Source organism: Brevundimonas sp. G8, assembly GCF_902506205.1.
In the GTDB taxonomy this organism is placed as follows: domain Bacteria; phylum Pseudomonadota; class Alphaproteobacteria; order Caulobacterales; family Caulobacteraceae; genus Brevundimonas.
In genome coordinates this window covers 807,858-825,517 of sequence record NZ_LR732816.1, presented here as the reverse complement: position 1 = coordinate 825,517, position 17,660 = coordinate 807,858, and the positions used below count along the sequence as shown (strand labels likewise).

Below are 17,660 nucleotides of genomic sequence, written 5' to 3'. Positions count from 1 at the left end.
TCCGGCTCAAGCGTCGCCGGCGCGCATTCCCATACGAACCAGGGTGGACAGGTTCGACGCCTGCATCTTGGTCATCACCTTGGCGCGGAAAATCTCCACCGTGCGGGGACTGATCTCGAGGCGAAGCGCGATTTCCTTGTTCGAACAGCCGTCGATCAGGGCGTCGAACACCTGACGCTCGCGGGGGGTCAGGGTGGCCAGACGGCTCCTGGCCTCGTCGCGCGCCGTCCGATCGGCCTCCAGACTGGTCAGCGAGGCGATGCAGCGGCCGACGCAGTCCAGGATCTGTTCGGGGTCGAAGGGCTTTTCGATGAAGTCGACGACCCCGGCCTTCATCAGTTGAACCGCCAGCGGCACGTCGGCATGGCCGGTGATGACGATGACCGGCCAGCGGTCGCCCCTCAGCGTCTTCAGCCTGCGCACCAGTTCCGGCCCCTCGACGCCCGGCATGCGCACGTCGCTGACGACGCAGGCGCTCTTGTCGGTCGGCAGGTTCTCCAGAAAGTCGTCGGCGCTGACGAAGGCGCGCGCCCGAAAGCCGGCCCCTCGCAACATGAGGACGAGCGAGTCCCGCATGGCCGGGTCGTCGTCCACGATGAAGACGGAATGGGCGTTCATGCGGCGTCTAGCTCCTGGCTGGGGGGCAGGCGGAATGTGAAGGCGGCGCCGCCAAGTTTGCTGCGGCCGACGGTCAGGGCCGCGCCATGGCTTTCGACGATGGAACGCGTGACGGAGAGGCCCAGGCCCATGCCGCCGGCCTTGGTCGTGATCATGGGCTGGAAAATGCTCTCGCGTTGATCGGTCGGAATGCCGCGTCCGTTGTCCTCTACGGCAATCTCGTAACCCTCGGGGCCGAACGACCGGCCGACGATGGATACGCGGCCTGCTTCGCTTCCGACGACGGCGTCTACGGCGTTGCGGACCAGGTTGGCGAGGGCCTGCTGCAACTGAATTCTATCTACGACCACATGATCGTCCTCGGCATTGGCGTCGATCTCGATGACGACATCGGTGTCACGCCCGATCAAAGTGAAGACTGGGCCAAGGTCCTGGATCATCTGTGACGCGCGCTCCTCGGTGAAGGTGCGCGATCCGGTCGAGAGGAGTTCGCGCATCCGCCGGATGATGTCGCCCGCCCGCAGCAACTGAGCCTTAGCCAGGTCCAGTGCGCGACCGGCGTCGTCGGCGGCCGGTCCAACCTTGACCAGATCGGCCTGGCCGGCATGCAGGTAGACGGCGGCCGCGGTCAGGGGCTGGTTCATCTCGTGCGCCAGGGTCGCGGCCATCTCGCCCATGGAGTTCAGGCGCCAGACGCTGTTGAGTTTTTCGGCCAGGTCGCGCTCGCGTTGCCGTATCGTCTCGGACTGGCTCTGATCCGCCAAAGCCAGGACGATATGTTCGGGCGTGATGTCGTCAGGCAGCACATGGGCATGGATCGTCAGCGGCACGCGACCGCCATCAGGATGAGAAATCGTCCAGAATGAGGATGAGGACGCGAGCACTTCTCCGCCCTGTTGCGCGACCATCAGAGCCGCTTCATCGAAGCCCGGCACGAGGGTGTGGAATGGCGCATCCATCGCTTCGGCCCGGCTGACCCCCAGCAGCGCCGCCGCAGCCGGTGTAATGCGCCGTGTCCGCCCGTCACGATCCAGGGTCACGATGGGGGTGGACGTCAGGATGGTGTCCAGCAACATCTCTCGCAGCGCCAGATCACGCGTCAAAGCGCGCGACGTTCTGAGCGAACCGGTCAGCCGCCGACAAACTTCGGCGATGACCCAGGCCACGATAGCGAAAAGCAGAGCATTCGCGGCGGCGTCCAATGTGCTGACACGCGGCACAAGCCAGAGGTTGGCCGAGATGGCCAGGCCGATGGACAGCACCACAGCCGCCCGACGCGCAAACAGGGCTGTGATCATCACAGCCGGCACCATCGGCAAATAGTAAAAATGTCCGAACGGTTCGAAGGCCAGTCTTATGGTCAAGGCGAACAATACTGCAACGCAGGCGACGATCAGGCCTCCCCACCAAGTTTTTGTGCGTCGCAACACAATGCCGGGTGGGCCAAATCGCGGGGATGCCGCGTTATTAATTATCACTACGCAGTATCTCGATACACAAAAACCAACGACGTCTTCCTGTGCCGTTTTTTGGACTCATTTTCCTATAGGCTGTTTGGCTATCAGGGGAAATACGTAATCGGCGGCGTCCGACAGCCGGAATCACGGTTTCGACGGCCTCTAGATCCGATCCATCGACAAGCGTTGCCGTTCTTACGCAATCTTACCTACGGCGTGGTTCAGATTTAATATTAATCATCGCCTCATCCTTGGTCATGCAGAATGCAGAGGCCTCAAGGATCACCATGTTTCGTTCGTTTCCCTTCTTCGTTGTCGCGGCAGTAGGCCTCGCAACGCCCATCGCCGCCCAGGCTCAATCGGTCGGCCTCGATGTCGGTCTCGCTAGCCAGTACGTCGGCAAGGGGTTGGGCAAGAGCAACGAGAACATCGCGCCCTTCGCCAAGGCCGAGGTCGGTTTCGGCGAAGGTTACGCCAGCGTCTTCGTCACCGACGCGGCCGGATCGCAGGGCTATGACATGGAAATCGTCAGCATGGCCGGCTGGCGCCCCAAGGCGGCGGGCTTCGCCTTCGACCTGGGCGTCATGAACCGCGACCTGCCGGGCTCGCGCGCCGGCGTCGACGACAACTATTTCGAATATCAGGCGGACGCCTCGCGCAAGCTGGGTGCGGTCGCCACGCGCCTGCGCGTCAACTATTCGCCCGACGGTTTCGCCGCCACGAAAGAGGCCTGGTGGCTGGAGCTTCAGGGCACGGTCGCCGTCGCCGCCAAAACCAAGGTTTCGGCCGCCGTCGCCAACCGCATGGCGGACAGCGGGGTCGACTACAACGCCTGGAACGTCGGGGCCAAGCACAAGCTGACCGACGCCTTCGCCGTCGATCTGCGCTGGTACGACACCGACCATCACAGCGTGGGCGAGCCCTATGAGGGCCGTCTCGTCGCCGCCGCCACCTATTCGTTCTGAGTAACCGAGATTCATCGGGGGATGTTGAGTTGAAGATCATCGAGAATATGCCGGTCGGCCGTAAGCTGCTCATGGCCTTCGGTCTGGTGCTGGCGGCGATCGCCATCATGGGCGCGGTCGTAGTGACCAGCCTGCTCAAGTTGGACGCAGCGGGCGAGCATAGCCGGCAGGAAAACCAGGCAAACAGCACCGCCGCCACGGCCGAGTTCTACATGACGCGCCAGGAGAATGCCGTTCGCGGCTATCTGCTGTCGCAGGACCCCTATTATATCGAGCGTGTCGATGCCCACCGCGCCAAGTTCCTGGCGGCGATGGAGCAGCTGCGCAATGAACTGCCGGCCGAACGGGCCGCCCCGATCGCAAAGGCGATCGACGCCAACGCCGTCTGGTACAAGAACGTCGTCGAGGGTGGAGTTGCTCTGGTCCGCGAAGGTCGCGGCGCGCAGGCTGTCCAGATGGTCGGCCGCACGGGCGCCGCAGACACCTATGTCGCCCCGGTCGAAGAGGCGATCGACGAGATCAAGGCCGCGAACGATGTCGCTCTGACGGCGTCGCAAGAGGCCGAAGCGGCTGCCAGCCGCGCTGCGATGCTGGCCGTCGTCGTTGGCCTGATCGCCGCCCTCGTGATTGCCCTGGCCGCCGGCTTCGTCGCGACCCGCGCGATCACGCGGCCGATCTTCACGATGATCGGCTATATGCAGAAGCTGATGGCCGGCGACACGTCGATCCAGATCGTCGGCGCTGACCGCAAGGACGAGTTCGGCAAGATGGGCCAGGCCATCGTCGCCTTCCGCGACGCCGCCATCGACAAGGTGCGCGTCGAGAAGGAAGCCTTGGCTCAACGCTCGATGAGCGAGCAGGAACGCGCCGCGAACGAGGCGGACAAGGCCCGCGCCGCAGCCGAAGACAAGGTCGCCCTGGACGCTCTGGCCGACGGCCTGTCGGCCATGGCCAACGGCGACCTGACGCACCGGTTCACGGTCGAGGTCGCACCGCGTTCGGAATCGCTGAAGTCCGACTTCAACGCCGCCATCGCCCAGCTGCAGCAGGCCGTATCGGTCGTGGTCGCCAATATTTCGGGCATCCGCTCGGGCGCCGGCGAAATCTCTCAAGCCGCCGACGATTTGTCGCGCCGCACCGAGCAGCAGGCCGCCTCGCTTGAGGAAACCGCCGCCGCCCTGGACGAGATCACCGCCACGGTGAACAAGACCGCCTCGGGCGCCCGTCAGGCCTCGGACGTGGTTCAGGCCGCACGTGGCGATGCGGAGAAGAGCGGCGTGGTCGTTCGCGACGCCGTGTCCGCCATGCAGGCCATCGAAGGCTCGTCCAACCAGATCAACCAGATCATCGGCGTCATCGACGAGATCGCTTTCCAGACCAACCTCCTGGCCCTCAACGCAGGCGTCGAGGCGGCGCGGGCCGGCGACGCGGGTCGCGGCTTCGCGGTGGTGGCCTCGGAAGTCCGGGCCCTGGCCCAGCGTTCGGCCGAAGCGGCGAAGGAGATCAAGACCCTGATCTCGGCCTCCACCGGCCAGGTCGGCGCGGGCGTCAAACTGGTCGGCGAGACCGGCGAGGCCCTGCAACGGATCGTGGACCGGGTCGCCGAAATCGACAGCCTGGTCACCGAGATCGCCGCCTCGGCCCAGGAACAGGCCGTCGGCCTGGCCCAGGTCAACACGGCCGTGAACCAGATGGACCAAGTCACGCAACAGAACGCCGCCATGGTCGAGCAATCGACCGCCGCCAGCCACTCGCTGGCCCAGGAGGCGGAAAGCCTTCAAGCCTCGGTCGCTCAGTTCCGCGTGGGCTCGAACCACCAGGCCGCCTCGCCTGCGACGGCTCGCACGCATTCGGCCCCGCCTGCGCGCAAGCCCGCCAACCACATGGTCGCCGCGCTGAAGACCATCGGACGCGGCGGCGCGGCCCTCAAACCCCAAGCCGCCGCCGTCGAAGACGGCTGGGAGGAGTTCTGATGAGCGAGACCCTGGCCCTGGCCGAAGTGCTGGACCTGAACGCGGCCGAGCCGCTGAAGGCCGAGCTGCTGGCTCTGCGCGGTCATGAACTGACGCTGGACGCCTCGGCGGTCGAGCGGCTGGGCGGACTGTGCCTGCAAATCCTCATGTCGGCGCGCAAGACCTGGGACGCCGACGGCGTCAACCTAAGGTTAGGTTCTGTGTCGCAAGCTTGGGTGGAACAATGGGCGGCTTTCGGCGCGCCTGACTTCAATACCGAGGGGCTGACGGCATGACCAAGACCGTTCTGACGATCGACGATTCCCGCACCATGCGCGACATGCTGCTGATGGCGCTGGAAGACGCGGGTTATACCGTGATCCAGGCCGTCGACGGCGTGGACGGGCTGGAGACGCTGGCCGCCAGGGGCGCCGACGTCATCATCACCGACATCAACATGCCGCGCATGGACGGTTTCGGCGTCATCGAGGGCGTGCGCGCCGATCCGAACCATCGGACCACGCCGGTTCTGGTGCTGACGACCGAAAGCGACGTCGAGAAGAAGGCGCGCGCCCGCGCCGCCGGCGCCACCGGCTGGATCGTCAAACCCTTCGACCCCGCAAAACTGGTGGACGCCGTTCGCCGCGTCGCCGCCTGATCGCCCCCAGTCTGATCGCCAAAGCCTGCCGGACCCGCACCTAATGGACGCCTTCGAAGCCATCAAAGTCACCTTCTTCCAGGAATGCGACGAACTGCTCGCCGACCTGGAGGCGAAGCTGATGCTGCTGGAGCAGGGTCAGACCGACCTGGAGACGATCAACGCCGTCTTCCGCGCCGTCCACTCCGTCAAGGGCGGGGCAGGGGCGTTCGGGCTGGAAGCGCTGGTACGGTTCGCCCACGTCTTCGAGACGCTGATGGACGAACTGCGCGCGGGCCGCAAACCCTGCGACACGGTCACCATCAAAACCCTGCTGCGGGCGTCGGACGTGCTGGCCGATCATATTCAGGCGGCGCAGGGCCTGATCCCGCAAGTGGACGAGGGCCGTTCCGCCGCCTTGGTCGTCGAGCTGGAAATGCTGACCCACGGCGGTGAGGCGCCGCCCGTGGTCGAGGACGAAGACGACGATTTCGGCTTCATGCCGATGGCCTTCGACATGCCGCTGGACGAACCCGCCGCGGCCATGCCCGAAGCTCCGGCCGTCGGCTGGCGCGTCGTGTTCAAGCCGCTGGGCCGGATGTACGCCAACGCGAACGAGACCGGCCTGTTGCTGCGCGAACTGGGCCGCCTCGGCCCGACCACGGTGGTTCTGGACGACGGCGACGTGCCCCTCTTGGACGCCCTGTCGGTCGAGGACGGCTGCCTGACCTGGACCATCGATCTGGACGCCGCCGTCGATGAGGCCGCCGTGCGCGAGGTCTTCGACTTCGTCGAGAGCGACTGTGAACTGACCATCACGCCACTTGGCGCCAACATGGAAGGCGCGTCGGACATGAGCACGACGTTCGAAGACGAGCCGGCGGCGATCCTGCCGGCCAGCGACGATCTGGACATCGCCGCCCTGTTGGCCAAGGCCAGCGGCGCGGTCGTGGAGGCGCCGTCCGAGACCATCCCCTTTGCGGCCTTCGAGCCCGAGCCGGCGCCCGTCGTCGCGCCGCCGCCCGTTGCGGCTGTTGCGCCAACCCCGTCCCCTGCCGCCGCTCCGGCCTCTGCGCCTGTCGCGCCTGCGCCGGTGACGATCCGCGTCGATCTGGACCGGGTGGACCGCCTGATCAACGTCGTCGGCGAACTGGTCATCCAGCAGGCCATGCTGTCGCAGCGCGTGCTGGAAAGCGGCCTGGCCCGTTCGTCCGGCATCGCGCTCGGCCTCGAAGACCTGGAGCTGCTGACCCGCGAGATCCAGGACAGTGTCATGGCCATCCGCGCCCAGCCGGTGAAGTCGGTGTTCCAGCGCATGCCGCGTCTGGTGCGCGAAGTCGCCGACATGGTCTCCAAACAGGTCCGCCTGGTCACCGTCGGCGAGGACACCGAGGTCGACAAGACCGTGGTCGAACGCCTGGCCGAGCCGATCACCCATATGCTGCGCAACGCCATCGACCACGGTCTGGAAACGCCGGACGAGCGCACCGCCGCCGGCAAGTCGGCCGAGGGCACGGTGCGTCTGGCGGCTCTGCACCGTTCGGGCCGGATCGTCATCGAGATTTCCGACGATGGACGCGGCATCAACCGCGAGCGCGTCAAGAAGATCGCCATCGACAAGGGTCTGATCGCCGCCGACGCGCCCCTAACGGACGAGCAGATCGACAATCTGATCTTCGCGCCCGGCTTCTCCACCGCCGCCGTCGTGTCCGACATCTCGGGCCGGGGCGTGGGCATGGACGTGGTCAAGCGCTCGATCCAGGCCCTGGGCGGCCGAATCTCCATCAGCTCGGTCCCCGGCAAGGGCTCGACCTTCACCCTCAGCCTGCCGCTGACGCTGGCGGTGCTGGACGGCATGGTCGTCGCCGCCGCCGGACAGACCCTGATCGCGCCGCTGCCGGCCATCGTCGAGAGCCTGACGCCCCAGGCCGCCGACCTGCATTTCGTCGGGGGGGTCGATCCGGTGATCCGCTTCCGCGAGCGCTTCCTGCCGCTGATCGACGTGGCCCTGATCATGGGCTTCCGCGAGCAGCCGATGAACCCGACCGAAGGCGTCGCCGTGGTCGTCGAGACCGAGAGCGGCCAGCAGGCGGCCCTTCTGTTCGACGCCATCCAGGGCCAGCGCCAAGTCGTCATCAAGAGCCTCGAGACCAACTACCAGCAGGTCGAGGGCGTCGCCGCCGCCACCATCCTTGGCGACGGTCGCGTCGCTCTGATCCTCGACGTCGACGTCATCGTCACCGACATGCGCCGCAAATCCATCCGCCCCGATTTCAAGCTCGCGAGCTGAACCATGACCGAAGCCAAAGATCCCCAGCGCGAACTCATCGCCTTCCGCATCGGCAGTCAGGAATTCTGCGTCGACATCATGTCGGTGCGTGAAATCCGCGGCTGGACGCCCGCGACGCCTCTGCCGCGTTCGCCGGGCTACATGAAGGGCGTCATCAACCTGCGCGGCACCGTCCTGCCGATCATCGACCTGGGCGCCCGCTTCGGTCTGACGACGTCGGAACCGACGGCCCGGCACGTCATCATGGTCGCCCACATCGGCGGCCGGATGGTGGGGCTGCTGGTCGACGCCGTGTCCGACATCCTGCAGATGAGCGAGGCCTCGGTGCAGGCGACGCCCGACGTGGCCAGCGACCAGGTGAAGACTTTCGTCAAAGGCATCTTCTCGATCGACGGCCGCATGATCAGCCTGATCGAACTGGATTACATCCTGCCTCAAGTCGAAGCCGAAGCCGCATGACCGCCGCCGCCGGTCGGGGATCCATCGTCGAGGGCGAGTTCGTCTTCACCGCCGATGATTTCCGCCACATCGCCGAAATGCTGCACGCCCATGCCGGCATAGCGCTGAACGAGGGCAAGGCCGCGCTGGTTTATTCGCGCCTGGCCAAGCGTCTGCGCACCCTGGGCCTCACCAGCTTCCGCGACTACTGCGCCCTGGTCGAGGGCGTGGACGGGGTGGACGAGCGTCAGAAGATGACGGCGGCCCTGACGACCAACGTCACCCGCTTCTATCGCGAGCCCCACCATTTCGACGACCTGCGCGATCGGGTCATGCCCGAACTGGTCGCCCGTGCGCGCGCCGGGGGCCGGGTCCGCCTGTGGTCGGCCGCCTGTTCGAACGGGCAGGAACCCTATTCGATGGCCCTGACGATCCTGTCGGTCCTGCCCGATGCGGCGGACCTGGACGTGCGGATCCTGGCCACCGACATCGATCCCAACATGGTCGCGCAAGGCCACGACGGCACCTATTCCGAAGAGGCGCTGGAGCCGGCGCCCGTCACCCTGTGGCGCAAATATTTCGACCGCGCCGACCGCGGTAACTGGACGGCGGGCCAACAGCTGAAGCGTCTGGTCAGCTTCAAGGAACTGAACCTGATTGGCGACTGGCCGATGAAGGGCAAGTTCGACGTCATCTTCTGCCGCAACGTCGTGATCTATTTCGACGACGCGACCCAGGAGCGGGTGTGGAAGCGGTTCACCCCGCTGATGAACCCCGGCGCGACCCTCTATATCGGCCATTCCGAGCGCGTTTCGGGCGGCGCCACCAGCCAGCTTCAGACCGCCGGCCTGACGACCTATCGCCTGGGCGGTCCGGCATGAGCCCCGTTCGCGTCCTGGTCGTCGACGACAGCCTGACCATGCGCGGGCTGATCTCGGCCGCGCTGAAGTCGGACCCCGAGATCGAGGTCGTCGGCACCGCCGCCGATCCCATCGAGGCGCGCGCCGCGATCAAGGCTCTGAACCCCGACGTCCTGACACTTGACGTAGAGATGCCCAACATGAACGGGCTGGAGTTCCTGGAAAAGATCATGCGGCTGCGGCCCATGCCGGTGGTCATGGTCTCGACCCTGACGGCGGCCGGGACCGACGTGACCCTGGCCGCGCTGGAAATCGGCGCCGTGGACGCGGTGGCCAAACCGGCGGTCGCCAGCGTGGACGCCTTCCACGACCTGATCGGCAAGGTGAAGACGGCCGCCCGCTCGCGCGTCCGCGCCCGTGGCGACACCCCGGCCGCCGCCGAGGCCCCGCGCGCCTATCGTCCCGATCCCAATCACATCCTGGCCATCGGCTCGTCTACCGGCGGGGTCGAGGCCCTGCTGACCGTGCTCAGCGGCTTTCCCGCCAACTGCCCCGCCACGGTCATTACCCAGCACATGCCGGCGACCTTCACCGCCAGCTTCGCCGCCCGTCTGGACCGCGTCTGCGCTCCGACGGTGACCGAAGCCGTGGACGGCGCGCCGCTGAAGCCGGGCCACATCTATCTGGCCCCCGGCGGCGCGACCCATCTGGAGGTCGCATCCGGCATGTCGCCGCGCTGCCGACTGGTCGCCAGCGATCCGGTCAATGGTCACCGCCCGTCGGTCGACGTGATGTTCGATTCCATCGTGCGCCTGAAGCGGCCGATGACCGGCGTCATCCTGACCGGTATGGGCCGCGACGGCGCCAAGGGCCTTCTGGCCATGCGCGAAGCCGGCGGCCGCACCCTGGGCCAGGACGAGGCCACCTGCGTCGTCTACGGCATGCCCAAGGCCGCCTTCGAACTGGGCGCCGTGGAGCGGCAGTTGCCGCTGCACCGCCTGTCACCAGCCATCCTAGAACTGTGCGCCGATCCGGCCGCGCGGTCAGTCGCCTAACCGGGAGCGTAATCTATGCCCGCCGCCGCCTCTCTCCACTGCCTGGTCGTCGACGATCAGATGACGATGCGCTCGCTGGTTCGCACCAGTCTGCAACAGCTCGGCGTCCGCGAGATCCGCGAGGCCGCCGACGGCGAGATCGCGCTGCGCGACATCATCTCCAAGCCCGCGCACCTGATCATCTCGGACTACAACATGCCGAACCTGGATGGGCTGGGCTTGCTGCGCGCCGTGCGCGCCCACCCGCCCACGTCCAAGACCGCCTTCATCATGCTGACCGGCCGCGCCGACCGCGAACTGGTCCAGCGCGCGGTGCAGTTCGGCGTCAACAACTACCTGGTCAAGCCGTTCACGGTCGCTCAGCTCAAAGGCAAGCTGGAAGCCGTCTTCGGTCCCCTGACATGAGTTTCGCCGCCCTGAAGGACAGCGTGGAGAAACGCGTTCACGTCGGTCAGGGCGAGCACCACATCACGTCCGATCCCAACGTCGTGCTCAGCACCATCCTGGGGTCCTGCGTCGCCATGTGCCTGCGCGATCCGCTGGCGGGCGTCGGCGGCATGAACCATTTCCTGCTGCCGGAAGGCTCGGGGGCGGGGACCGACGCCGGGCGTCGTTACGGCGCCTATGCGATGGAGCTTCTGATCAACGACATGCTCAAGGCGGGCGGGCGTCGCGAGCGGATGGAGGCCAAGCTGTTCGGCGGCGGCCGCATGTTCGACAGCCTGCGCGACGTGGGCCGCAGCAACGCCGACTTCGCCGAGAAGTTTCTGCGCGACGAAGGCATTCCGGTCGTGGGCGGCAGCCTGCGCGGCGATGGCGGACGCCGCCTGCATTACTGGCCCGTTTCCGGTCGCGCCCTGCAGCGCGCCGTGACGGATGTCGTCGCGCCCAAGCCCGTGCCCGTCGTCGCCCCGGTCGATACCGGTGCGCTGGAACTGTTCTGATCATGAGCGCCCCTCCCGAACATGCCGACCTGCTGGCCGCCGTCGCCGACGAGCTGATGCTGGTCCGCGAAGGCATCGACGGGATCGAGGCCCTGGTCAGTGACCTGGTCCGCCGCGCCCCGCCCGAGGAACGCCCCAACGCCCTGACCCAGGCCCAGGCCCTGGACGCCCTGACCCAGCGGCTGGAGGCTCTGTCCGGCGTCCTGCGCATGCTGGGCGGTGGCGCCAGCCCGTCCGAGGCCGTCAGCCGACTGTCGCTGGCCGACATGGCCGGCCGCCTGCGACCCGCCGCCGGTGAACATCGCCCGGCGTCCACCGCCGACGCCGGCGACCTGATGCTGTTTTGATGTCATGGCCAAGGGCGATCGGGTCAATCTGGCGCACACCACGGTCCTGCTGATCGACGACCAGCCCACGTCGCTGGATATGCTGGGCTCCATCGTCCAGGGCTTTGGCTGCAAGGAACAGATCAAGTGCCCGTCGGCCCAGGCCGCGACGGAACTCCTGGCCCGCCGCGCCGTCGATCTGATCCTGATCGACTGCATCATGCCCGACATGGACGGCTATGAGTTCGTGCGCTGGCTGCGTCGTGATGCCCCGACGCCGGCCCGATATGTGCCCGTCATCATGATCCTGGGCCATGCGTCCCAAGCCAAGGTTCATCAGGGTCGCGACTGCGGCGCCAGCTTCATGGTCGCCAAACCCCTGTCGCCGGCGCTGCTGCTGAAACGCATCATCTGGCTGGGCGCAGAGGATCGCGATTTCGTCGAGGCCGAACGCTACGTCGGACCCGACCGCCGCGTGCGTAACTATGGCCCCCCGGCCGGCGCAGATGGTCGTCGCGAGAGCGACTTGTCGGGCGAACTGGGCGCCGCCGTCGAGGAAAACATGGATCAGGACGCCATCGATATGCTGATGAAACCGATGAAGGTCAGTCTGTGAGCCGCGCTCGATGACCAAGCCCACCATCCGCAAGGTCCACACCTCGCTCCAGCGTCAGATGGCCCGTCCCGGCGGACGGCTGGTGGTCGAGGCCGAGTCCCGCGCCAATCAGGCGCTGGAGGGTCAGCGCGATCATGTCTTCGACCTGTTGGCCACCAATATCGACGCCATCGACGCCCTGTGCGCCAGCCGCCCAGCGGACGCCCCGACCCAGATCTACGCCTTTGCCTCCGCCATGGTCGACATGGCCGGCTATCTGGATGTCCCCGCCTTCTTCGAGGCCGCCTTCAGCCTGTGCGAGATCGCCGACAGGATGCGCGCCGCCGGCGTCTGGTCCTGGCCGTCGATCGAGATCCACGTCCGCGTCCTGCGCCTGACCCTGGCCGATCAGGGCCAGGCCACCGCCGATTCCGAACGCCTGTTGGAAGGCCTGCGCGCCCTGACCGCCCACGTCCCGCCCGCGAGTTAACGGCCAAGCCTGGCGCTGCGGAACAAGGGTGAAACGAATCAGGACCGAATCGCCGACACCGCCCCATTCGTCCTTTGTTCACCGCGACATCTGGTAGGTTAAGGGGGCTTAACCACAAGCCCGTTCCAACTCCCCACGACCGCAAACCGCAGACTTTTTAGCCCCCAACGGCGCTGCCCCCTTTTTCAAATCCCCCCAAGACGCTAGGTCACCCCCGTGGCCCCGTAGCTCAGCTGCATAGAGCAAGGCTTTCCTAAAGCCGAGGTCGGGGGTTGGAGTCCCTCCGGGGTCGCCAAATCCTACCAGTTCAGCTCCAACCCAAAGGACAACTGTCGGCCGGCGGAGCCGATCTGGAGCAGGCGGGCGGGGGTGCGTTCGTAGGCCAGGTCGCGGGTGTCGGTCAGGTTGGTGGCGGCGATGGAGAGTCGGGTGCGGGCGTCGATCCGGTAGGTGGCCTGGGCGTCCAGATAGCCTGCGGATCCGACGATGAAGGCGGACACCCCGCCGCCCTGCAGGTCGGCCTCGGAGCGGAAGGCGGACCGCCACGACCAGGACAGGTTCAGCGCGAAGGGACCGCGTTCCAGGTAGGGATTGATCGACCAGGCGAGGTCCGACACGCCGGTCAGGCGCTCGCCGTCCGCCAGGCGGCTGTCGGTCCAGGTGGCGCTGGCCCAGACGCCTAGTCCGCCGCCCAGCCGGTGGTGCAGGCCCGCCTCCAGCCCGTCGATCCGGGCCCGGCCGACATTGCGTGGACGCGACATCAGCACCGGCGCCTGGACCGCCGCGCCGGTTCGGGTCTCGAACGTCAGGGTCTCGACGGCCCAGGTCGCCTGGATGAAGTCGCGGATCGTCTTATGGAACAGGGCCAGGCTGAAACTGGTCCGGCGGCCGGTGACCTCATAGGACAGGTCCAGATTGGTCGAGACATAGGGGGTCAGTTCGGGGTTGCCGCCGATTCCGCTGAAGATCACGCCCGGCTCGGGGCTGTCGACGGCCGCCTGTCCGTATTGGTAGATGGCCGAGACCAGGACGCTGGCGGGCACCGTCGAGGCGCGCAGGTCGGCCAGGGACGGGCGGGTGATCGTGCGCGACGCCGCCAGGCGCACGACGGCGTCGTCCGCGATGTCGAACGCCAGGTTCAGGCTGGGCAGCAGGATGGCATTGTCGCCGTCGTGGGTCAGGGGCGTGACCTGCGCTACGCCGCCGACGCCGGCCATGCGCGCGCCGTCCACATGGGTGCGGGTCCCGACCAGCCGCAGCCCGGCGTTGCCGAAATAGGACAGGCCGCCCCCGCGCCCGTCGAAGTCCGCCCGGACATAGGCCGACGCAACCCGCTCCTCGACCCCGTAGGAGTTCTGCAGGTCCGAGCCTGTCGGCGTCAGGTCGTCCGGCCGAAAGACCACGTCGTCGCGTTCGTCGGGCAGGACGAAGGCGGCGCGTAGCCGGTCGAACGCCGGCGTGATCCAGGGCCCGGGGCGCGCAGCGATCAGGTCGGAAAACACATCCCCCGGCGTGACGCCGTCATAGAGGCCGGCGATGTCGCCCTGGCCGGGGCGCAGGGCCGCGCGTCGGTCGCGGCGCTGATAGTCACGGCTGCGCGTGCTGAACTGCCCCCCCATCTGAACGGACGAAAGCCGAAGGCCGCCCAAGGTTCGGTCCAGGGTCCGGCGGGCGTCCAGGACGGCGGTCACGTCCTCGTCGCGGGATTCGACCGCCCTGATATTCAACTGAGCCAGAACCAGCCGGGAGGGATCCAACAGATCGAAGTCGGTCGTCAGCCGGTCTGCCCGACGCGCGTCGGCGGCGCCCTTCAGATCGAAAACGTAGGCGACGCCCTCCGGCGACTGGGCCGACAGTCGCTCCAGCGGCGTGTCGAGCACGGAGTGCGCGCTGGAGACGCTGAGGCGTGGGGTCAGTCGCCAGTTCCCGAGCCGTAGTTCGGCGCCCAGCGAGGCAGCGACGTTCAGGTGCGACTGGTCCGAGAACTCGGTGTTGTTGTCGATCCGTCCGGCGGCGATCCGGCCCGCCGTGACGACCCCGTCCTGAACCCGCTGGATCGCGCCCGGCGTCGCCAACCGCTCGCCCAGGCCGAAGACCAGCCGGTCCTCGCGGATGGCGTTGTCGAAGGTCGAGACCAGGGCGTCGAGATCGAGCCTAAGGTCCGGCGAGACCTGCCAGTCCCCCCCGACGAAACCGCTGCGGCGGCGGCGATCCTCGCTTTCGACCGTGGTGCGCAGGTCGTTGGGCGCCGCCAGAGTGCGGCCGTCCACGACGATGTCCCCATAGCGCATGACCTGAAACCGATCATAGCGGACCGATCTCTGCTCCTGCGACAGACCCGCGACAAGACCGGCGGAACCGCTCGATAAGACCCACCGTCCGCCCATGGACAGATCGGGGCTGATGCGTCCGTCGCGCGTCGTGGTCTCGCCGCCAAGCCGCACCGTCAGGAACGGATCGCCGTCCAGCCCGCCGGCCGTTTCGATGTCGATGTTAGAGCCGATGCCGCCCTCGGTCAGGTCCGCCGTCGCGGACTTGGTCAGGCGCGCGCCCGCCAGCAGATCGACGGACAGGGCGCGAAACCGGAACTGCCGTCCGCTTTGCGTCGAGTTGCGGATGTTCTCGTTGAAGGCCACGGGCGCGCCGTTCAGGGTCACGGACTGGAACAGCGGCCCCAGACCCCGCACGCTGACGAACTGGCCCTCGCCGACCTCGCGCTCGATGGCGACGCCCGGCACCCTTTGCAGCGCCTCGGCCAGATTGGCGGACGGCAGGTCGCCGATCCGCTCGGACGACAGGCCGTCGGAGATGACGTCGGCGTCACGCTTGCGCCGCAAGGCCTCGTCGATCCGGTCCGACAGGCGGCCGACGACCTCGACCGCTTCCAGTTCGGTCGTTTCGGGCGGGGGCGGCGCGGCCGGTCGGATTGGCGGAGCGACGGCCCAGATGCGCACGCCCCGCGACCCGACGAAGCGATACCGCAGGTCGGTTCCTTCCAGCATCCGCGCCAGAGCGGCGCGCCAGCTCATCCGTCCGTTGACTGCGCGCGTGCGCACGTCCCGGCCGGGACGTTGCACGAAGGCCAGTTCGCACCCGGCCTCCAGGCACAGGCGCAACAGGGCGGACGAGGCGTCCTGGCCGGCGATGTCGAAGGCCTGAACGCGCGACCCGGACTGGGCCAGCGCCGGCTGGGCAAGGGCAGCCATCACGGCGACGGTCGCAACCCCGCAGACGACGCGCCGAGGCTTGCGTCGCACGCCGGCGGGCAGCGATGCAGCGGGCGGTTTCAAACAGCGAGCCTCGGGGAGATGTTCCGTGAAGCCCTTAGCGCAGTCCCATGACAGGTCTGCGATACGGCCGCCTCACTCCGCGCGGATCAGCCGCCGGCCGTCCCGGTCCGGTACGATGCGGATCGGCAGCAGGGCCGCCATCCGGTCTTCCAACGCATCCTCGCCCTCAAGCGGCAGGACCACCGTCACGCGGGTGCGTCCGAGCGCAGGATCGGCCAGGACCAGGGGATGGTCCGAATAACGGGCGACGGCGGCGACCACGGCCGACAGGGGCGCATCCTGGAACACCAGGCGACGCTTGCGCCAGGCCGTCGCCATCTCGACGTCGGCGGCCATCTTGCGGATGCCCGGCTTGCCCGGCTGGAAGTCCGCACGTTCGCCCGGCGACAGCATCAGGGCGCCGTCCAGCGCATCTTTGGCCGTCGCGTCGCGCGTCCCGACCGCGACCCGCCCCTGCAACAGCGAGATCTGCGCGCCGTCGCCGGTCAGGGCGGTGACGAAGCGCGTTCCGGTCACGATCACCCGACGATCCCCGACTGCGACCTGGAAGGGACGGGCGGTGTTGTGGGCCACCTCGAAATAGGCCGCGCCCCGTTCCAGCGTCGCACGGCGCGCGTCGTCGCCCAGGTTCACGCGGATGGCGGATCCGGCGTCCAGTGTCACCCGCGACCCATCGTCCAGGGCGATGTCGGTGATCCGGCCGGGCGCGGCCTCGTAAAGCCGACCCTGTTCGGCGCCCTTCAGCATCGGGACCAGGACGACGGCGGCGGCGACGGCCGCCATGGCAAGACCCGACGCCAGCAGTGGACGGCGCGTCATCGACTTGCGCTCGCTGCGACGCAGGGCCGCCAGATCGCCGGCGAAGGCGCTGCGCAAGGGTTCCAGCGCCGCCTGGTCGGCCTTGGCCTGTTCGTACTGACGTAGATGGTCGGGATCGGCCTCCAGCCACGCTATCAGGCCGGCCTGTTCGCGCGCGCCCGCGCCCGGCCGCGCCATGCGGGCCAGCCACGCCTCGGCCGTCCTGGGACGAGCGGCGATCAGGATGTTCAGGCGCTCCAGCATCAGCGTGGCGATTTCCTCTTAAACGCGCGGCGCGGGTCGCCTTTGCAGCCCGCCTCAAAAAGCACAACGATCCAGATGCGAGACACCTCAGTCGCCCCGCGATTTCTTCAGTTGACGGAGGGCTTCGGCGATATGTTTTTCGACCATGCTGACCGAGACGCCCAGTCGTCCGGCGATCTGGCGATAGGTCAGGGCCTCGAACCGGTGCAGCAGAAAGGCGTCGCGGGTCTTGGGCGGCAGGGCCCGGATCACGGCGGCGGCGGCGGCCAGGTCCTGTCGGCGGATCAGCCCGGTCTCGGCGTCGGGCGTCTCGCTGGCGATCGCGCGCGGTCCGTTGTCCAGGTCGTGGATGTCATGGGCGCTGCGTCGCGCGCTCTCGCGTCCGTCGGCCTTCCAGCGGTCCAGCTGGATGTTGCGCGCGATGACGAACAACAGGGGCCGAGCGTCGGCGCTGTTCAGATCGTGGCCGGCGCGGTGGAAGCGCACGAAGGCCTCCTGAACCACGTCCTCGGCGTCGCCGGCGCCGCGGGTCTTGCGCAGCAGATAGGCGACCAGATCGGTCCGCAGACGGTTGACCTCGGCCTCGACGCCGGTGTCGCCCGAAGGCGCAAAGACGCCCCCTCCCGAACAGGAGGAGGCGTCACGGCGAGGTGAACGCGCGGGGATCACGCGCTCGCCTGA

Annotated in this window: 18 protein-coding genes and 1 tRNA gene; 14 read left to right on the top strand and 5 right to left on the bottom strand. The window is 67.6% G+C overall.

Annotated elements, in window-relative coordinates; translation table 11 throughout:
• Positions 1-6: 6 nt before the first annotated feature.
• On the bottom strand, positions 7-618 hold the full coding sequence (gene fixJ / locus CHRYSEO8AT_RS04055; RefSeq protein WP_159846594.1) for a response regulator FixJ: 612 nt from the start codon (positions 616-618) through the stop codon (positions 7-9).
• Positions 615-1,916: a nitrogen regulation protein NR(II) gene (locus CHRYSEO8AT_RS04050; protein WP_159846591.1), complete on the bottom strand. Its 1,302-nt coding sequence runs from the start codon at positions 1,914-1,916 to the stop codon at positions 615-617. Before CHRYSEO8AT_RS04050 ends, fixJ begins: the two co-directional genes overlap by 4 nt.
• A gap of 446 nt (positions 1,917-2,362) precedes the next feature.
• On the opposite strand from CHRYSEO8AT_RS04050, the gene CHRYSEO8AT_RS04045 reads away from it, so the two are divergent.
• From CHRYSEO8AT_RS04045 to CHRYSEO8AT_RS03980, 14 genes are all read left to right on the top strand, one after another.
• Complete coding sequence (locus CHRYSEO8AT_RS04045; RefSeq protein WP_159846588.1) at positions 2,363-3,040, top strand: TorF family putative porin; 678 nt, start codon at positions 2,363-2,365, stop codon at positions 3,038-3,040.
• A 47-nt stretch (positions 3,041-3,087) separates the two neighbouring features.
• The gene (locus CHRYSEO8AT_RS04040) at positions 3,088-5,013 is read left to right on the top strand and encodes a methyl-accepting chemotaxis protein (RefSeq protein ID WP_159851608.1); all 1,926 of its coding nucleotides are present in this window, start codon (positions 3,088-3,090) and stop codon (positions 5,011-5,013) included.
• Positions 5,013-5,288, top strand: coding sequence for an STAS domain-containing protein (locus CHRYSEO8AT_RS04035; protein WP_159846585.1), 276 nt, complete (start codon positions 5,013-5,015; stop codon positions 5,286-5,288). Before CHRYSEO8AT_RS04040 ends, CHRYSEO8AT_RS04035 begins: the two co-directional genes overlap by 1 nt.
• Entirely contained in the window at positions 5,285-5,650 is a 366-nt protein-coding gene (locus CHRYSEO8AT_RS04030; RefSeq protein WP_135194671.1) for a response regulator, read from the top strand. The genes CHRYSEO8AT_RS04035 and CHRYSEO8AT_RS04030 overlap by 4 nt, the downstream gene beginning before the upstream one ends.
• A gap of 43 nt (positions 5,651-5,693) precedes the next feature.
• Positions 5,694-7,919 carry a chemotaxis protein CheA gene (locus tag CHRYSEO8AT_RS04025; RefSeq protein ID WP_159846582.1) on the top strand — a complete coding sequence of 742 codons (2,226 nt, stop codon included), beginning with the start codon at positions 5,694-5,696 and terminating at the stop codon, positions 7,917-7,919.
• A 3-nt stretch (positions 7,920-7,922) separates the two neighbouring features.
• Positions 7,923-8,378 (top strand): chemotaxis protein CheW, encoded by a 456-nt coding sequence (locus CHRYSEO8AT_RS04020; protein ID WP_159846579.1) that lies wholly within the window; start codon positions 7,923-7,925, stop codon positions 8,376-8,378.
• Positions 8,375-9,238, top strand: a complete 864-nt coding sequence (locus tag CHRYSEO8AT_RS04015; RefSeq protein ID WP_159846576.1) for a protein-glutamate O-methyltransferase CheR — start codon at positions 8,375-8,377, stop codon at positions 9,236-9,238. The genes CHRYSEO8AT_RS04020 and CHRYSEO8AT_RS04015 overlap by 4 nt, the downstream gene beginning before the upstream one ends.
• Complete coding sequence (locus CHRYSEO8AT_RS04010; protein WP_159846573.1) at positions 9,235-10,272, top strand: chemotaxis response regulator protein-glutamate methylesterase; 1,038 nt, start codon at positions 9,235-9,237, stop codon at positions 10,270-10,272. Before CHRYSEO8AT_RS04015 ends, CHRYSEO8AT_RS04010 begins: the two co-directional genes overlap by 4 nt.
• 15 nt (positions 10,273-10,287) lie before the next feature.
• Positions 10,288-10,677 carry a response regulator gene (locus CHRYSEO8AT_RS04005; RefSeq protein ID WP_008262387.1) on the top strand — a complete coding sequence of 130 codons (390 nt, stop codon included), beginning with the start codon at positions 10,288-10,290 and terminating at the stop codon, positions 10,675-10,677.
• On the top strand, positions 10,674-11,216 hold the full coding sequence (locus tag CHRYSEO8AT_RS04000; RefSeq protein WP_159846570.1) for a chemotaxis protein CheD: 543 nt from the start codon (positions 10,674-10,676) through the stop codon (positions 11,214-11,216). Before CHRYSEO8AT_RS04005 ends, CHRYSEO8AT_RS04000 begins: the two co-directional genes overlap by 4 nt.
• 2 nt (positions 11,217-11,218) lie before the next feature.
• Positions 11,219-11,563, top strand: a complete 345-nt coding sequence (locus CHRYSEO8AT_RS03995; protein ID WP_135194676.1) for a hypothetical protein — start codon at positions 11,219-11,221, stop codon at positions 11,561-11,563.
• A gap of 4 nt (positions 11,564-11,567) precedes the next feature.
• On the top strand, positions 11,568-12,158 hold the full coding sequence (locus CHRYSEO8AT_RS03990) for a response regulator (protein ID WP_159846567.1): 591 nt from the start codon (positions 11,568-11,570) through the stop codon (positions 12,156-12,158).
• Positions 12,159-12,168: 10 nt separating this feature from the next.
• Positions 12,169-12,627, top strand: coding sequence for a hypothetical protein (locus tag CHRYSEO8AT_RS03985; RefSeq protein WP_159846564.1), 459 nt, complete (start codon positions 12,169-12,171; stop codon positions 12,625-12,627).
• Positions 12,628-12,845: 218 nt separating this feature from the next.
• Positions 12,846-12,922, top strand: a tRNA-Arg gene (locus tag CHRYSEO8AT_RS03980).
• Positions 12,923-12,926: 4 nt separating this feature from the next.
• Here the strand turns inward: CHRYSEO8AT_RS03980 and CHRYSEO8AT_RS03975 are convergent.
• From CHRYSEO8AT_RS03975 to CHRYSEO8AT_RS03965, 3 genes are all read right to left on the bottom strand, one after another.
• Positions 12,927-15,833: a TonB-dependent receptor gene (locus tag CHRYSEO8AT_RS03975; RefSeq protein ID WP_159851607.1), complete on the bottom strand. Its 2,907-nt coding sequence runs from the start codon at positions 15,831-15,833 to the stop codon at positions 12,927-12,929.
• 156 nt (positions 15,834-15,989) lie between these two features.
• Positions 15,990-16,979, bottom strand: coding sequence for a FecR domain-containing protein (locus CHRYSEO8AT_RS03970; RefSeq protein ID WP_159846561.1), 990 nt, complete (start codon positions 16,977-16,979; stop codon positions 15,990-15,992).
• An 87-nt stretch (positions 16,980-17,066) separates the two neighbouring features.
• Entirely contained in the window at positions 17,067-17,648 is a 582-nt protein-coding gene (locus CHRYSEO8AT_RS03965; protein WP_236547416.1) for an RNA polymerase sigma factor, read from the bottom strand.
• Between the last annotated feature and the right edge of the window lie 12 nt (positions 17,649-17,660).

Coding starts and splice junctions, on each gene's coding strand:
- fixJ (WP_159846594.1), bottom strand. CDS start 618: ATGAACGCCCATTCCGTCTTCATCGTGGACGACGACCCGGCCATGCGG.
- CHRYSEO8AT_RS04050 (WP_159846591.1), bottom strand. CDS start 1,916: ATGATCACAGCCCTGTTTGCGCGTCGGGCGGCTGTGGTGCTGTCCATC.
- CHRYSEO8AT_RS04045 (WP_159846588.1), top strand. CDS start 2,363: ATGTTTCGTTCGTTTCCCTTCTTCGTTGTCGCGGCAGTAGGCCTCGCA.
- CHRYSEO8AT_RS04040 (WP_159851608.1), top strand. CDS start 3,088: ATGCCGGTCGGCCGTAAGCTGCTCATGGCCTTCGGTCTGGTGCTGGCG.
- CHRYSEO8AT_RS04035 (WP_159846585.1), top strand. CDS start 5,013: ATGAGCGAGACCCTGGCCCTGGCCGAAGTGCTGGACCTGAACGCGGCC.
- CHRYSEO8AT_RS04030 (WP_135194671.1), top strand. CDS start 5,285: ATGACCAAGACCGTTCTGACGATCGACGATTCCCGCACCATGCGCGAC.
- CHRYSEO8AT_RS04025 (WP_159846582.1), top strand. CDS start 5,694: ATGGACGCCTTCGAAGCCATCAAAGTCACCTTCTTCCAGGAATGCGAC.
- CHRYSEO8AT_RS04020 (WP_159846579.1), top strand. CDS start 7,923: ATGACCGAAGCCAAAGATCCCCAGCGCGAACTCATCGCCTTCCGCATC.
- CHRYSEO8AT_RS04015 (WP_159846576.1), top strand. CDS start 8,375: ATGACCGCCGCCGCCGGTCGGGGATCCATCGTCGAGGGCGAGTTCGTC.
- CHRYSEO8AT_RS04010 (WP_159846573.1), top strand. CDS start 9,235: ATGAGCCCCGTTCGCGTCCTGGTCGTCGACGACAGCCTGACCATGCGC.
- CHRYSEO8AT_RS04005 (WP_008262387.1), top strand. CDS start 10,288: ATGCCCGCCGCCGCCTCTCTCCACTGCCTGGTCGTCGACGATCAGATG.
- CHRYSEO8AT_RS04000 (WP_159846570.1), top strand. CDS start 10,674: ATGAGTTTCGCCGCCCTGAAGGACAGCGTGGAGAAACGCGTTCACGTC.
- CHRYSEO8AT_RS03995 (WP_135194676.1), top strand. CDS start 11,219: ATGAGCGCCCCTCCCGAACATGCCGACCTGCTGGCCGCCGTCGCCGAC.
- CHRYSEO8AT_RS03990 (WP_159846567.1), top strand. CDS start 11,568: ATGGCCAAGGGCGATCGGGTCAATCTGGCGCACACCACGGTCCTGCTG.
- CHRYSEO8AT_RS03985 (WP_159846564.1), top strand. CDS start 12,169: ATGACCAAGCCCACCATCCGCAAGGTCCACACCTCGCTCCAGCGTCAG.
- CHRYSEO8AT_RS03975 (WP_159851607.1), bottom strand. CDS start 15,833: ATGGCTGCCCTTGCCCAGCCGGCGCTGGCCCAGTCCGGGTCGCGCGTT.
- CHRYSEO8AT_RS03970 (WP_159846561.1), bottom strand. CDS start 16,979: ATGCTGGAGCGCCTGAACATCCTGATCGCCGCTCGTCCCAGGACGGCC.